11 protein-coding genes are annotated in these 15,562 nt (G+C 40.4%); 8 read left to right on the top strand and 3 right to left on the bottom strand.

Translation table 11 applies throughout. The annotated features are described in order from the left end of the window. Nucleotides 1-26 precede the first annotated feature (26 nt). Nucleotides 27-599 carry a TetR/AcrR family transcriptional regulator gene (locus NSQ64_RS17830; protein ID WP_008348201.1) on the bottom strand — a complete coding sequence of 191 codons (573 nt, stop codon included), beginning with the start codon at nucleotides 597-599 and terminating at the stop codon, nucleotides 27-29. Nucleotides 600-689: 90 nt separating this feature from the next. Continuing rightward, complete coding sequence (locus NSQ64_RS17825; RefSeq protein WP_341017617.1) at nucleotides 690-3,215, bottom strand: PEP/pyruvate-binding domain-containing protein; 2,526 nt, start codon at nucleotides 3,213-3,215, stop codon at nucleotides 690-692. Between the two features lie 284 nt (nucleotides 3,216-3,499). On the opposite strand from NSQ64_RS17825, the gene NSQ64_RS17820 reads away from it, so the two are divergent. The 3 genes from NSQ64_RS17820 to uvrA all read left to right on the top strand — a co-directional run bounded on the left by NSQ64_RS17820 (nucleotide 3,500) and on the right by uvrA (nucleotide 8,905). After that, nucleotides 3,500-3,745: a CsbA family protein gene (locus NSQ64_RS17820; protein ID WP_008348197.1), complete on the top strand. Its 246-nt coding sequence runs from the start codon at nucleotides 3,500-3,502 to the stop codon at nucleotides 3,743-3,745. Nucleotides 3,746-4,035: 290 nt separating this feature from the next. Next, nucleotides 4,036-6,021: an excinuclease ABC subunit UvrB gene (uvrB, locus tag NSQ64_RS17815; RefSeq protein WP_341017615.1), complete on the top strand. Its 1,986-nt coding sequence runs from the start codon at nucleotides 4,036-4,038 to the stop codon at nucleotides 6,019-6,021. A 7-nt stretch (nucleotides 6,022-6,028) separates the two neighbouring features. After that, nucleotides 6,029-8,905, top strand: a complete 2,877-nt coding sequence (gene uvrA, locus NSQ64_RS17810) for an excinuclease ABC subunit UvrA (RefSeq protein ID WP_341017613.1) — start codon at nucleotides 6,029-6,031, stop codon at nucleotides 8,903-8,905. Between the two features lie 229 nt (nucleotides 8,906-9,134). On the opposite strand, the gene NSQ64_RS17805 is transcribed toward uvrA, so the two are convergent. Continuing rightward, entirely contained in the window at nucleotides 9,135-9,365 is a 231-nt protein-coding gene (locus tag NSQ64_RS17805) for a hypothetical protein (protein ID WP_008348188.1), read from the bottom strand. Nucleotides 9,366-9,562: 197 nt separating this feature from the next. Here NSQ64_RS17805 and NSQ64_RS17800 point away from each other — a divergent pair, with 197 nt between their 5' ends. From NSQ64_RS17800 to NSQ64_RS17780, 5 genes are all read left to right on the top strand, one after another. After that, a complete protein-coding gene (locus tag NSQ64_RS17800; RefSeq protein WP_008348186.1) occupies nucleotides 9,563-9,898 on the top strand; it encodes a hypothetical protein in 336 nt (111 codons plus the stop codon). An 11-nt stretch (nucleotides 9,899-9,909) separates the two neighbouring features. Beyond that, on the top strand, nucleotides 9,910-11,001 hold the full coding sequence (locus NSQ64_RS17795; RefSeq protein ID WP_341017611.1) for a DUF4097 family beta strand repeat-containing protein: 1,092 nt from the start codon (nucleotides 9,910-9,912) through the stop codon (nucleotides 10,999-11,001). A gap of 6 nt (nucleotides 11,002-11,007) precedes the next feature. Beyond that, a complete protein-coding gene (locus NSQ64_RS17790) occupies nucleotides 11,008-11,202 on the top strand; it encodes a PspC domain-containing protein (protein WP_008348183.1) in 195 nt (64 codons plus the stop codon). Continuing rightward, nucleotides 11,203-11,589 carry a phage holin family protein gene (locus NSQ64_RS17785; protein ID WP_007500042.1) on the top strand — a complete coding sequence of 129 codons (387 nt, stop codon included), beginning with the start codon at nucleotides 11,203-11,205 and terminating at the stop codon, nucleotides 11,587-11,589. A gap of 94 nt (nucleotides 11,590-11,683) precedes the next feature. Then, complete coding sequence (locus NSQ64_RS17780; protein ID WP_341017609.1) at nucleotides 11,684-15,538, top strand: metallophosphoesterase; 3,855 nt, start codon at nucleotides 11,684-11,686, stop codon at nucleotides 15,536-15,538. Nucleotides 15,539-15,562: the final 24 nt, after the last annotated feature.

The raw sequence follows: 15,562 nt of genomic DNA, 5'->3' as shown, positions 1-15,562 counted from the left end.
TTGTAAAAAAGAAGAATTTCACCCAATTAAGTGGGGGAAATTCCTCTCATGAAAATGTGTGTGCATGTCTCAATAAAGTCTTCTTTTTGTGTTAAAACAAGCTGAATGTCTTGCTCTAGCTGTTGAATGAAAAAGCCAAAATACGTGCTAATAAATATATCAGCATAGATGTCTTCTTTTCCTTCTAATACACGATGCTGAGCACTCATTTTTTTGAAATAATGAATTAGCATGTCTCTCAATTCTTGAGGATAAATTTTTTCATGGTCTGTTAAATCTTTAAACATAGCGGGTTCTCTCATGCTGATATAGATAAATTCTTTTTTTGAAGTCAAATCTTCAAGGAAATAGCTACCGAGAAATTTTAAATCGGTGTATAAATCGTCTTTAAATTCAGCTTCAAGGGTTTTGGTCGGTGTTGATTTCATTTTCATAATGGCAGCAATCACGCCGCGTTTGTTTTTAAAGTTACGAAAAATTGTCGCTTCACTTACATTCGCTTTTGTCGCAATTTCTTTTGTCGTTGTTTTTTGATAGCCCTTTTCAGACAATAATTCCATTGTTGCGCGAATGATCCGCTGATTTGTTGATTTTAACAAGCATACTCACCTCAGGTTATGAATGTGTTTGCAACAAAGTAAGTATACCGATAAAATCTGTGACCGCCAATATGATCCAAACAGTGACGACTATGCCCGTGAATGCTGATTTAATAACTGGATACGCCCATTGGCTCCATCTACTGTCACGAGGTCACCAGATTTTAGTTTTTCAGTTGCGATCCGTGTACCTAAGACAGCAGGTATCATATATTCTCTAGCGATAATAGCGGAATGGGACAAAATGCCGCCAGAATCGGTGATGACTGCTTTTGCGTCTCTAAATAAGCTGGTCCATAAAGGTGTCGTTGTTTTACAAACTAAAATGTCATCTTTTTCAAATTGTGAAAATTCATCAGCAGATGTAATGACTCTGACTCTTCCGGAAGTAATGCCGCTAGATGCACCAATTCCATAGATTGCATCGTCTGTGTTGTTTTCATTTTCCCTTAGCGAACCAAGCATTCTTTCTACTTGCTGCAATTCAGCTTCAGAAGGCGTTCCTGTATAAGCTGGTGGTTGGATGGATTCATTTTCCTTCATTTCAATTTTTCTTTGCTGAATGATCGAATCGTATGTGGCCGAAGTTGTGAGCGCATTGAGGACTTCATCATCGTAAAGATACCAAAGGTCTTCTTGATGAGGGATCGCTCCTTTTTGGACAAGAAGTTCACCAATTTTTAAGAGATAGAGTCTCGCTTTTGCATCTAACATGGCATCAATGTAAAAGTGATGATCATCTCGAATATTGGCTGCATGGAGTGCAAAATGATAAAGTTCCTCAAATTTTGTTTTAAACGCTTCATCTGTCACTTGATTGATAAACTCTTCATACGTTTCTTGCCTTTTGATCACGGCTTGTGCAAATTCTTCATCAAAATCAGATTGGTACTGAATGTTGTTTCTAATGATGTCCAAGACAAATTCAGGATTTTCCACCCATGTTTCCTCTGTGAAATCATGGCTTTTAACAGACCGCCAACCATAGACTTGGAGAAAAGCTTCTACGTTGGAAATGAAGTTTTTTCCTTTATCTGTGTGATTGAGAGCATATAATAGTTCAGCATTCGTTGAATGATCTTTAAATGCCTGAAGAAGCTCGGAATCTTGAAGAACGTCTTTTGCCAAGTGAGATAGCTTTTGATCTGTTTCAAGAGACTTGTTCATCACACCTATCATCATTTCATGCAGCAGAACGACTTGTGTTTGATCCCCAGTATATGTGACAAGCATGTCTTCAATGATCGCTGATAGAATGACTTGAGGTATGACAATGTCAAAATGGTCGTCATACGCTCTTAGATAAATCTCTTTTAATTCTTGAAAACCATTAATGGCATCATCAATTGTTAGCGATTGAGTGATTTGCCGATCAAGTTTTTCGTATAATGGGAACAAGTTTTGCTCTAAAATGCGATACATTCTTTCGCTTAAATGAGGAAACATTTCGAATAGGCTCTCGTCAAAAACTGGTTCCGCTGACGCTTCTGGCATAGACGGTGAAGAATACAAATGGCCTCTATAAAGCTTGATATTTTTAATATTAAGGTCTGGTACTTGATACTTCTCTCCGTTTTTCTTCATCCCGTTTTTTAAAGCAGGTATGATCAAACTTGAAAAAAGAGGACTTGTGGGTCCAGGCATATGATCGTCCATTGAGATCCAGAAGTCTTGCAGCTCTTCAGGTTTCATTTGAAAGGCTGCACCTGAGGAGCCATTTGCTGTATTGGAAAAAGATGCAGTAATCGGTCTTGCTTGAAGTAAATAAAAAGTACCATCTGACATGCCGAATTCGATATCTACTCCATGTCCATAAAGTTCTTCTACTTGTTTTGTCATTTTCGTGATTTGGATCAATTGATCATCTTGAAGACAAAATTGGCCAGCCATCTCCTCACCTACGGGTTGTTCAATGACGCCCTCTTGACAGGGGACAATTTGCACTTCTTTTGTTCCTAGTGATTTTTCAATAGAGTACGTTTCTTTGTTTACAATAAAGGTATCTGGCGTCACAAGGCCGGAGACGATGGCTTCTCCTAGTCCATAGCTTGCAGTCATCAAGACTTCGTTTGTTTTTCCTGATACAGGATTCTCACTAAAGATGACACCAGAGATGTCAGAATGGATCAATCCTTGTACAACAACAGCCATGAGCGGCATCTCTTCCTCGTTCTCAATCATTTCTTCCTTATATTCTGTGACTCTTGCTGCGAAGTAAGACGACCAACATTCTTTGACGGCTTGCAAGAATTCTTCATTTGTTTTGATATTTAAATAGGTCTCGTATTGACCTGCAAAGGAGGCGCCTTCAAGATCTTCCGAAACAGAAGAGGATCGCACTGCAACGGACGGATATGTTTTCAACAATGATTGAAAGGATGAAAGTAATTCTGTCTCCATTTGTGAAGGAAACGAAGCTTCTGTGATTTTTCGGGCAAGATTTTGATCAGTTGGATGGAAATTGTGATATGAAAGAAAGCTTGCAAAGCTGTTCGTTTTAATAATAAATCCATCTGGAACTGGCAGTCCGTGATTGTTTAATTTAATTAAATTCACGCCTTTTGCCCCTGCGAGTGATGCGGATTCTTCAGCCGCATGAAATAATACTGAATACATGGGAATGCCCCCTTATCCAAATAGCCAATGGTTTCATTTGTCTCTTTTTGTTTTTTAAAATGATAGTGCGCACTATCATTTTCATCATAGAATTTATTGGATGTAACTGTCAAAGACGTAAAGACCTATCTTTAGAAAGGGGACGTTTTCACTAATTTTCCTCCTCATCTATATCAAAAGTCTTCAACCGAGAAGAAAAAAGCTGAAATTGAAAACTGTGAATTGTTCATTATGCCAATCTTTACTATAATCAAGGGAGTAGACCATGTAGAGGGAGGGTTTTTGTGATTACAAAAGCCATATTTGCACTTGTTTTTCCTTTCTTGCTCGTTATTTTATTTTCAAAGGTTACTTATAATCATTACGTTGGCATTGCATTAACAGCAGCGCTTTTATTTGCTTCGTATATGAAAGGCTATACAGAAACCTACTTTATCGTAGGATTAGATATTATTTCTTTAGTGGCCGGGGCATTGTTTATGGCCAAGAAAGAAGTCGAAAAAAGAGAGAAGGCTGAAAAACATCATTGATGTGATCCCTCTTGATGAAAAGAAAATGTTTTTGATTGCAGGAGCTGTGCTTACGATTCTAGTGAGTGCAGCTTTCTTTTTTGTGGTTTTTCTGCTGATCGAATATCTCGCTCCAAAATGTTCCATACTGAAAGGAAGGTTTCTTTAGAGGGTTATGAGCCACGGCAGAGAGGGTATGGTTGTATTGGAAATAAAAATCAAGTCAGACACGAACTTTAGTTCGTATTTTTGTGTTCTTTTATGATAATATATTCATTAGATAGATTTCGTAACGAAACGGAGGCTTTGATGTGAGTGACCGCTTTGAATTAGTTTCTAACTATCAGCCCCAAGGAGATCAGCCAAAAGCCATTGAAAAGCTTGTGGAGGGCATCCATCAGGGGAAACAGCATCAAACGCTGTTAGGTGCTACAGGTACGGGAAAGACCTTTACTGTATCCAACCTGATCAAAGAAGTGAACAAACCAACACTTGTCATTGCGCATAACAAGACACTTGCCGGACAATTATACAGCGAGTTTAAGGAATTCTTTCCGAATAATGCTGTTGAATATTTTGTGAGTTATTATGATTATTACCAGCCTGAGGCGTACGTGCCTCAAACTGATACATTTATTGAAAAGGATGCCAGCATTAATGATGAGATCGATAAGCTAAGGCACTCCGCCACATCCTCATTATTTGAGCGAAGAGATGTCATCATCATTGCCAGTGTGTCCTGTATTTATGGCTTAGGTTCTCCTGAAGAATACAGAGAGCTTGTGCTGTCTTTACGAACTGAAATGGAAATTGAACGCAATCAACTGCTGCGTAAGCTTGTGGATATTCAGTATTCTCGTAATGATATAGATTTTCAGCGCGGAACCTTCAGAGTTCGAGGAGACGTCGTTGAAATTTTTCCTGCTTCACGAGATGAGCATTGTATCAGAGTGGAGTTTTTCGGTGATGAAATTGAACGTATTCGTGAAGTAGATGCTCTCACTGGAGAAATTCTCGGTGATCGTGACCACGTTGCTATTTTCCCAGCATCTCACTTCGTCACAAGAGAAGAAAAGATGGAAAAAGCGATTATTAATATTGAAAAAGAGCTTGAGGAACAGTTGAAAAAGCTTCGTGAAAACGGAAAACTACTTGAAGCACAGCGTCTTGAGCAGCGGACAAGGTATGACCTTGAGATGATGAGAGAGATGGGCTTTTGTTCAGGGATTGAGAACTACTCAAGACATCTCACCTTACGTCCGCCCGGTTCAACACCTTACACATTGCTTGATTATTTTCCGGATGATTTTATGATTGTTGTCGATGAGTCACACGTGACCATCCCGCAAATTCGCGCCATGTACAATGGGGACCAGGCAAGAAAACAAGTGCTTGTTGATCACGGATTCCGTCTGCCGTCAGCACTTGATAATAGACCACTCACATTTGCTGAGTTTGAAAAACACATTAACCATATTGTGCATGTATCCGCAACACCTGGCCCATACGAGCTTGAGAAAACGCCAGAGGTTGTGGAACAAATTATTCGACCAACCGGTTTGCTTGATCCAATCATTGAAGTCCGTCCGATTGAAGGACAAATCGATGACTTAATTGGGGAAATTCATGCAAGGGTTGAGAAAAATGAGCGTGTGCTTGTGACGACTTTAACGAAGAAAATGTCTGAGGATCTGACAGATTATCTGAAAGAAATCGGAATCAAGGTCAATTATCTGCACTCAGAAATTAAGACACTAGAGCGGATTGAGATTATTCGTGATTTACGTCTCGGAAAATATGATGTGCTTGTTGGGATCAACCTTCTTCGAGAAGGTTTGGATATTCCAGAGGTGTCGCTCGTGGCGATTTTAGATGCGGATAAAGAAGGCTTTTTACGTTCAGAAAGATCCCTCATCCAGACGATTGGCCGTGCTGCAAGAAATGCAGAAGGCCGGGTTATTATGTATGCAGACAATATGACGAAATCAATGGACATTGCCATACAAGAAACAAAGCGGAGACGTGAGCAGCAAGAAGCGTATAATGAGAAATTTGGTATCACTCCGCAAACGATCCATAAGAAGATTCGAGATGTGATCAAGGCAACAAAAGTACATGAGGATTCGGAAGAATACGAAACAAAAGCAGCACCAAAGTTGTCAAAAATGAGCAAAAAAGAACGAGAAAAAGTGATCGAAAACGTCGAGATGGAAATGAAAGATGCAGCAAAAGCGCTTGATTTTGAAAAAGCAGCAGAATTAAGAGATCTATTGCTAGAGCTAAAAGCGGAAGGATGAATGCCAGATGGCTATGGAACGAATAGAGGTGAAAGGGGCAAGAGCCCACAACCTTAAAAATATTGATGTCAATATCCCACGCGATCAGCTAGTGGTCATTACGGGTTTATCTGGTTCGGGAAAATCGTCGCTTGCCTTCGATACCATTTATGCAGAAGGTCAGCGCAGGTATGTTGAATCACTGTCAGCCTATGCACGTCAATTTCTCGGTCAAATGGACAAACCAGATGTAGATGCGATTGAAGGGCTTTCTCCAGCGATTAGTATTGACCAGAAAACGACAAGCAGGAACCCTCGATCAACCGTTGGGACTGTTACAGAAATTTATGATTACTTGCGTCTATTATATGCTCGAGTCGGAAAACCGATTTGTCCTATTCATGGGATCGAAATTACATCACAGACGATTGAGCAAATGACAGACCGTATTTTAGAGTATCCAGAACGAACGAAACTACAAGTGCTTGCGCCGATCGTATCTGGACGTAAGGGAACACACGTGAAAGTACTTGATCAAATTCGAAAGCAGGGCTACGTTCGAGTCAGAGTTGATGGCGAGATGGAGGACCTGTCAGAAGAGATTGAGCTTGAAAAGAATAAAAAGCATTCCATTGAAGTGGTGATTGATCGAATTGTCGTGAAAGAAGGCGTGGCTGCACGGTTGTCTGATTCTCTTGAAACGGCACTCCGACTTGGTGAAGGTCGTGTGATGATTGATGTGATTGGACAAGAGGAGCTGTTATTTAGTGAGCATCATGCTTGTCCGCACTGCGGATTCTCTATTGGGGAACTTGAGCCGAGAATGTTCTCGTTTAATAGCCCTTTCGGTGCCTGCTCAAGCTGTGATGGGCTTGGTTCTAAACTAGAAGTAGATCCAGAGCTTGTGATTCCGAATAAGGATTTGACTTTACGTCAGCATGCCATTGCCCCATGGGAGCCTCAAAGCTCACAATATTACCCGCAGCTTCTTGAGGCGGTATGTAAACACTATGGAATTGACATGGATATTCCAGTAAAAGATATCCCGACGCATTTATTTGATAAAATTTTATATGGTAGCGGCTCTGAGCTGATTTATTTTAAATATGAAAATGATTTTGGCCAGGTCCGTGAAAATGAAATCGAATTTGAAGGTGTGCTTCGTAACATTGAACGGCGCTACAAGGAAACGAGCTCCGATTATATTCGGGAGCAGATGGAAAAATATATGGCCAATCAGCCATGTCCGACCTGTAAAGGATATCGCCTGAAAAAAGAAACACTTGCGGTTCTCATCAATGGCAAACATATCGGAGAAATGACCGATTTGTCTGTATCTGATGCCCTTGATTTCTATGAGAAAATTGAGTTGTCTGAGAAAGATTTGCAGATTGCTCAGCTCATTTTACGTGAAATCAAAGAGCGCTTGTCCTTCTTGAATAATGTGGGGTTAGATTATCTGACATTAAGCCGGTCTGCTGGCACATTATCAGGTGGGGAGGCGCAGCGGATTCGTTTGGCGACACAAATCGGATCAAGACTGACAGGCGTTCTTTATATTTTAGATGAACCATCGATTGGTCTGCATCAACGGGATAATGACCGGTTGATTGGGACATTGAAAAACATGCGAGATATCGGAAACACACTGATTGTCGTAGAACATGATGAAGATACGATGCTTGCCGCTGATTATCTCATTGATATTGGACCAGGTGCAGGGGTTCATGGAGGAGAAGTGATTTCAGCTGGAACGCCAGAAGAAGTCATGAAGGACCCAAAATCGTTGACTGGACAATATTTATCTGGTGAGAAATTCATCCCGCTTCCGATTGAGAGACGAAAGCCTGACGGCCGCTTCATTGAAATTAAAGGGGCAAAAGAAAACAACCTTAAAAACGTGAATGCGAAGTTTCCTTTAGGTGTCTTTACCGCTGTGACGGGTGTGTCAGGATCAGGGAAAAGTACACTTGTGAATGAAATTTTATTGAAATCCCTTGCCCAAAAACTGCACAGAGCAAAAGCGAAGCCAGGACAGCACAAAGAAATCAAAGGAATGGATCACTTAGACAAAGTCATTGATATTGATCAATCTCCAATTGGACGTACACCAAGATCCAATCCTGCTACGTATACAGGTGTATTTGATGACGTGCGGGATGTGTTTGCGCAAACCAATGAAGCGAAGGTACGAGGCTATAAAAAAGGGCGATTCAGCTTTAACGTGAAAGGTGGACGCTGCGAAGCATGTCGTGGAGATGGCATTATTAAAATTGAAATGCACTTTTTACCTGATGTATATGTGCCTTGTGAAGTGTGTCACGGGAAACGTTATAACCGCGAGACGTTAGAGGTCACGTATAAAGGGAAAAATATTTCCGATGTGCTTGAAATGACGGTAGAGGACGCACTTCAATTTTTCGAGAATATCCCGAAAATTAAGCGGAAGCTGCAAACGATCTTTGATGTTGGATTAGGATACATTACACTTGGGCAGCCTGCCACGACATTGTCTGGTGGAGAGGCGCAGCGTGTGAAATTGGCATCTGAGCTTCACCGCCGTTCAAACGGAAGATCCTTGTATATTTTAGACGAACCGACAACGGGTCTTCATGTGGATGATATTGCTAGGTTGTTAAAAGTGCTCCAGCGCTTGGTCGAAAACGGGGATACGGTATTGGTCATTGAGCACAACCTTGATATTATTAAGGCAGCCGATTACCTTGTTGATCTAGGACCAGAAGGCGGTGCTGGTGGAGGAACGATTATTGCTTCAGGAACACCTGAACACATTGCTAAAGAAGAAGCTTCTTACACCGGTCGATACTTAAAACCGATTTTAGAGCGTGATCGTGAGCGAATGAAACAGTTAGTCAAAGAAACAGAAAGTGTGACATCCTCATAAAGAAAAACCCCTCCGAAAGAGGGGTTTCAGCGTGTAGACAAACCCTCGCATTCTTTGTCAGTCCTGCGTGCCGGTGCTCACGAATGTCAAATTCGCTCCGCGCCAGTACTCGTCCTTCCTAGACTGCAAAGGTTTTCTATCACGCTGAAAAGAAGACAAAGGGCTAAAATCAAGTTCATTTTAGCCCTTTGTCAACAATCTGAACCCCTCCGAAAGAGGGGTTTTCCTTTTATTGCACATCTTCCTTTGGCATTAAGTTACTGAGGTGCGTTAAATCCTTTAAAATATGAGTGCTGCTACTATCGAGCAGTACTTTTAAATAACGGATATCACCATACTTCGGATGAGACGGATGAATGGCCTCTAGCTCCTTGATCATATCGCTGTTCATGCTTTTCTGTTTCTGTATAAGGTCTAAAAGCGTTTGTGCCGTGTGGTTAGCATTATGATGATCTGTCAAAATAATTACCCCCTATAATGATAATCACCATCTTTTCAACATATTTTAAAGGGTAATCCATGAAGAATCTACACTTAGGTGCAAAAAGAAATAATTTGTGTCTAAGGTCATATGTAAATCGAATGAGTTTGAAACTTTTTATACGCCATAAACGTATGAGTTAGAAAGGAATTTTCATCATGAAGGAGCGAATATATATGAACAGAGATCAGTCGATCATTGCATCTATTTGTTATTTTAGTGTATTTTTCATGCCGTTTATTGTACCGATCGTGGCATATTTTGTAGTGGATCAAAAGGAAACGAAACGGCATTCGCTGCGTGCATTGTGGTCACATGTTTTGCCAGTCGCAGCGTGTGTGCTGCTGGTTTTTGGAGCTATCCCCTTTTTATTGACGACACAGGCAAGCGACTCACTCGTTCCAGTGTTCACCGTACTTATCTTGTCCTTTTTAGTCGCCATTGGCTTTTTGATCTCTGTCATTTGGAATATCATTCAAGGTATTAAAGTGCTTCAATCCATCAAATCGTAGGAGGGCTTTGTATGAATGAAAAAGAACGCATTTTAAAATTAGTAGAAGACGGGACATTATCTGCAAAAGAAGCGATTACGCTGCTTGAAAAACTAGAAGAAAATCAGTCCATTTCACTAGAAAAATCAACGGCTGATCATACTTTTCATGAAGAAAAAGCTGGCACAGAGAATAAAGGAACTGGTACTGAAAACCTCGGTGCAAAGCTGTTTGGATGGTTAGATTCGGCGGTGAAAAAGGTCAAAGATGTAGATCTTGATTTGAACTTTGGACAGTCCGTCGACGTTGAACACATTTTTCAATTCAAAGACGCTGCACTGTCCCATTTAGATATTCAATTGGCAAACGGCAGTCTCAATTTGATGCCTTGGGAAGATGGGGATGTTCGGGCAGAGTGTCATGCAAAAATTTACCGTGCAGAGGATGGAGAGCAGGCAAGACAGCAATTTCTTCAACATCTGGATTGCGGGCTTGAAGGGGACAAATTTTTTATCCGAACTGAAAAGAAGACCATGAAGGTCAATGTCACCCTGTATGTACCACGTATCCAATACGATAAAATCAAAGTCAAACTGTTTAATGGACCGATTCGCGGGGAAAAGCTAAAGACAAAAGAACTGGCTGCAAAAACAACAAATGGCGTCGTCTCTTTTGCCTCTTTACAAGCAGAAAAGGTCGGAATTGAAACAGCAAATGGACAAATCAAACTGGCTGATCACGAGTGTGGTATGATTGAAGTAGAAACCATTAATGGGCTCATTGACCTGCGCGGGAAAAGTGAATCAATTGATGCACAGAGCTTCAATGGGAACATTGCTGTTCAGCTGTCAGATGAGAAATGCCGTTCGATCTATGCAAAAACGACAACAGGCAGTGTGGACGTTCAGATTCCGCGTGCTTGTGCAGTGACTGCGGAGCTGAAAAGCAATCTCGGATCGATCTCTCATGAGCTGCTTGATGCAAATATGATTAAAGAGAAAAATGAAACGTTGCAAAAAGAGAAAATGATCAAAGCCAATCAACAGGCGGAGCACAATATATCCATTTTTGCAGAAACAAAAACAGGCTCAATCCAAGTAAAGCACCAATCAGACAAGGAGTGATTCTACATGAAGAAGCTTTATCGTTCAGCGACAGATAAAAAAATAGCGGGTGTTGTCGGTGGACTTGCTGAATACTTAAGTGTCGATGCATCCCTGCTTCGTATTTTAACGGTGATCATCGGATTTATGACAGCATTTATGCCGATCTTCTTGATCTACTTCATCTGGTATTTTGTTGTTCCGGAAGAAGGCACTAACTAAATGCTTAGATGGATCGTTAGTATTTTCGTCAATGCATTACTTTTAATCGTCATTGCTGGATATTTTGATTCAGGCATTCTGCCAGGCCTTGGTAGTGTGTATATTGAAGGCTTTGGCGCAGCGATTGTAGCAAGTATTATTTTGTCCTTGCTCAATATTTTAGTGAAGCCGTTTTTGATCATTTTAACGCTGCCAGTGACAGTACTTTCACTAGGATTGTTCCTCTTTGTCATTAATGCCATCACACTGATGATGACCTCAAGCTTTATGGGAGATAGTTTTAACATTGATGGGTTTGGAACGGCCATTTGGATGGCTGTCATTTTATCCATTTTCCATCTGCTCATACAAAAAGGAATCGTGGAACCGTTAGCGAAAAAAAGCTAACGGTTTTTTTGTGTGAATTTATATCGTTTCCCCGTTCCATCTGTCATAAAAATCGTCTTCAGGAGACACAATATCCGAAGGGAGGCGGTGCACGATGGTGAATGTGAGCAGACAAATCATTCTTTTGCTTTTTTTGAGCATTCTTTTTTGTTTCAGTCAGCCTGCTTCAGCAGGATCTTTGACACAAACACAAGTGAACATACGAAATAAGCCCTTTTCACCTTTTATCTTTGATCAATTTCAAGTAGATGTCCGTCCGGTTCAAGGAAAAAAACGTGATCTTCAATTTAGGGCATCTATTAGTCAGTCAGAGCAAATTTTGTCTGCAAACTTGTACTATAAACAGAGTGATGAACTAGGATATCGATTGATCCCAATGGAACGATTGCCGGGGATGAAACCAGAATTCACAGCGAAAATCCCGACAGATCAATTGTGGAATCCAACAGTTCATTACTATACAGAATTCCTGACGCAGAAGTCTGTCATCAAAACAACCGAACAAGCAGTTCACTTAAACGGATTTGAAGAGGATCTCTCACAAATTCCTGAGCTATTGATGACAGAAATCGTCGTGAATTCAAAAAACCGCAAAGGCAAGGATGCTTTTGAATTCATCGAGGTGTATAACACAACTCATGCACCCATTTCACTTCGACATTACCAGCTTCGCTATCGCAATCCAGCGCAAGGCGTGGAGATGGATGATATATATTCATTCCACACAAGTCCTATCACCATTTCTCCTGGAAAACCGTACGTATTTTGGCTTAGAAAAAAAGGGCAGGAGCATTTAACGGTAGCGGACTTTAATGCGATGTACAAAAGTCATTTAAAAGAGGGCGAGCATCTATCGGTCATTGAGAGTAAAGGATTGTCCAATTCTAAATCCCGCCTTGTTTCTATCACAACAAATATAGGAGAAGAGGTATCGTCGGCATCCTATCGTTTAAAGCCTTCATTGTTTAGCGAGCACAGATCGTTACTGTTCAAGTATCCAATGGATGGTACGACACAAATGAAGCTGATCTCGAAAGTGGAGGAAGAGCCAACACCCGGAAAAGTGTTAAAAGCACAAATTCCAACTGAAAAAAAAGAAATATCACAAGATGTTCATAAACCTGTGATCGAAGATATGACAGACAATCAACCGATAAAACCAACTGAAGGCATTGAAATGAGGGCAGATGTGCAGGATGATCAGTCCGTCAAAACGGTCAAATTGCGATATCGGACCAATCGTCATGAAGATTTTAAAGAGGTGTTGCTTCAAAAGGATCATAATGATCGGCTGTTTCACTATATTATTTATTCACCTGAGCTCATTGGTAAAGATCGATTGGAATATCAGATTGAAGCGTCTGACGGCGAAAATCATGCAATGACAATGAAAAAAACAATTGATGTGGAACAAGTAAGCAAAGCTCACGGCCTTCGATTGAATGTAGAAGAAGGAGATACGGTTTCAGGCGTATTTCACTTAAAAGCAACAGCAGATCAGAAAAAAAGCATAAAATTAATGATAGATGGAAAACCAATTCGACAAGTATTCCCTGCACTTGAAGCAGATCCATATCTTGCATTTGATGTCAAAGGGACAAATTTATATTTTAAGAATGGTGTGTCTATAGGTAAGCACTTACTTTCCATTTTTGATGATTCGACAAAAGTGTATCGCACCTATACGATACCAATACCAGAAAAACACTTAGAAAAGGCAGGTCCACAAACGATATCATTCCATGCTGGGACGAAGTCATCGCCGTTTGACCGATTTCCTGGAGAAAATCACGATGATTTTGAATTGAAAAATGTCCAGATGATTTTATCGAATGGAACTCAAATTCTGCCTCTAAATGCGAGCCAGCATGAGGAATGGAAAATGGGCGACGGTGACAGCGCTAAGAAGGTAAGAGCATTTCAGTTTCAAATCCCGAAGCAAGCATATGCTTCAAGCTATATTCAGTGGGATACAAGAAGGCTGAAAGAAGGAGTACATGTTGTTCAGGCTAAAACCGCAGACGAATCTCAATCTGTACGTGTGAAAGTCGATAACACGGGTCCGAAAATCAAGAGTAATATACAGGCAAATGACCAATATAAAGGCGTCTTTACGTTAAAGGCAAAGGTGACGGATCGTTGGAGTGACATAGCGGAGATGAAGGCATATTTAGATGGAAAACCGATCTCTTTGCCTTATCAAACGTCCTCTAGCGAATTAGAACCTGGGGAGCACACATTGAAGATAAAAGCAAAAGATGCCGCTGGAAACAAATCAACTTTGAAAAAGGTTTTTAAGACGGTACATGAACACCCTGAAACGCCAGAGAGAGTGTCAGATAGGACAAAAAAGGAATCATCTAAGCAAACAGTGCTAACCAATGATCCTACTAATGATCAGTTAGATTACTCCTTTTACCGTGCCTATCAATATACATCGCTGCATCCGTCCATGAAGATTTTCAAATATGCAGCGGAAACAGAGCCGCCAAAACATTTAAATGAAACAGGGGAAATGATTTTTTCTAATCGAGAAAGAAATCGCATTGCATTTGCTGATGGTAAATCAGTGGAAACGAAAGATCTACAGCATTTTCCTTATCATCGCTTTCAAATCAAGGTTCATCACGATGTACGTGAAAAGGATGTTATCGAGGCTGTATGGAAAGGAAGCTCATTATCAGGGAGAAAGGTAACGATGTACGCTTGGAATCATCAGCAAGAAAAGTGGGATAAAATCACTCATCACTTTGCCAAGGATGAAAAGGAATTTTACCTGAAAGGGCTGCTGTCAGTCAGACAGTATATGAAAAATCAAACGTTTGATTTGCTTGTACAAGATGAGATCAGTCAGACGTTAAAGCCTTATAAGATGGTGTGGATGTCTGATACTCAATATTATGCCAGAAGTTATCCTCATATTTTCAAAAAAATGGTCGAGTGGATCAGAGATCAAAGGGACCCATTAAATATTCAATATGTGTTCCATACAGGTGATATTGTGGATGATTCAAAGGATAAGCAATGGAATCGTGCCGATACATTTATGCGTGTGTTAGATCAGCATCAGATTCCTTACGGTGTATTAGCTGGTAATCATGATGTCAGACACAAAGACGGCCATTATAGGGAATATGGGAGATACTTTGGAGCGAAACGCTTTGAAGACAAGCCATATTACGGTGAATCTTATCAAAACAATCGAGGTCATTATGATCTTATCTCTGCTGGTGGCAATGATTATATGATGGTGTATATGGGCTGGGGGATCAAGCAAAATGAGATTGACTGGTTAAATCGAGTCATTTCTGAACATCCAGATCGCATTGTCATTTTAAATTTCCATGAGTATTTGTTAGTGAGCGGCAATCGAAGCCCAATTGGAGATTTGATCTTCCATCAAGTGGTAAAGCGTCACCCGAATATTGTCGCAGTATTTAGTGGCCACTACCACGGAGCCAGTCGAAAAGTAGATGAGATTGACGATGATCATGATGGAAAAGTGGACAGAAAAGTATATCAAATCCTTGCAGATTACCAGTCAGGTCCTGAAGGCGGTCAAGGTTTTATGCGGCTGATCACTGCGGATCAAGAAAAAAATAAGCTTCATTTCACCACATACTCACCTTACTTGAATCAAGAACATTTTTATGATCCAAAAACGTATGGAGATCAAGATGAATTTTCAATTGATGTCGATTTAACACCAAAAATGAAATCCGTTAAAACCAATTATTTTGAATTGAATGTCTACACAAACGTTCTTCTTGGAGAAGTCAAAGGTGTGAAAAGTGGTAAAAAAGCAACCTTTGAATGGAAAGGGTTAAAGCCAAATCAAGAATATTATTGGTACACTGTCGCAAAAGACCGTTTCGAAGGGAAAGCGATTTCGCCTATATGGAAAATTCATACAAAAAATGATGATCAATCAACATTTCTTAGGAAATAAAAAACTGTGCTTTCAGGAGCACAG

Origin of the sequence: Bacillus sp. FSL W8-0183 (assembly GCF_038006825.1) — a bacterium.
GTDB classification, from domain to species: domain Bacteria; phylum Bacillota; class Bacilli; order Bacillales; family Bacillaceae; genus Bacillus; species Bacillus altitudinis.
The sequence above is the reverse complement of the archived record's forward strand: the minus strand, read 5'-3'. Positions and strand labels throughout refer to the sequence as shown.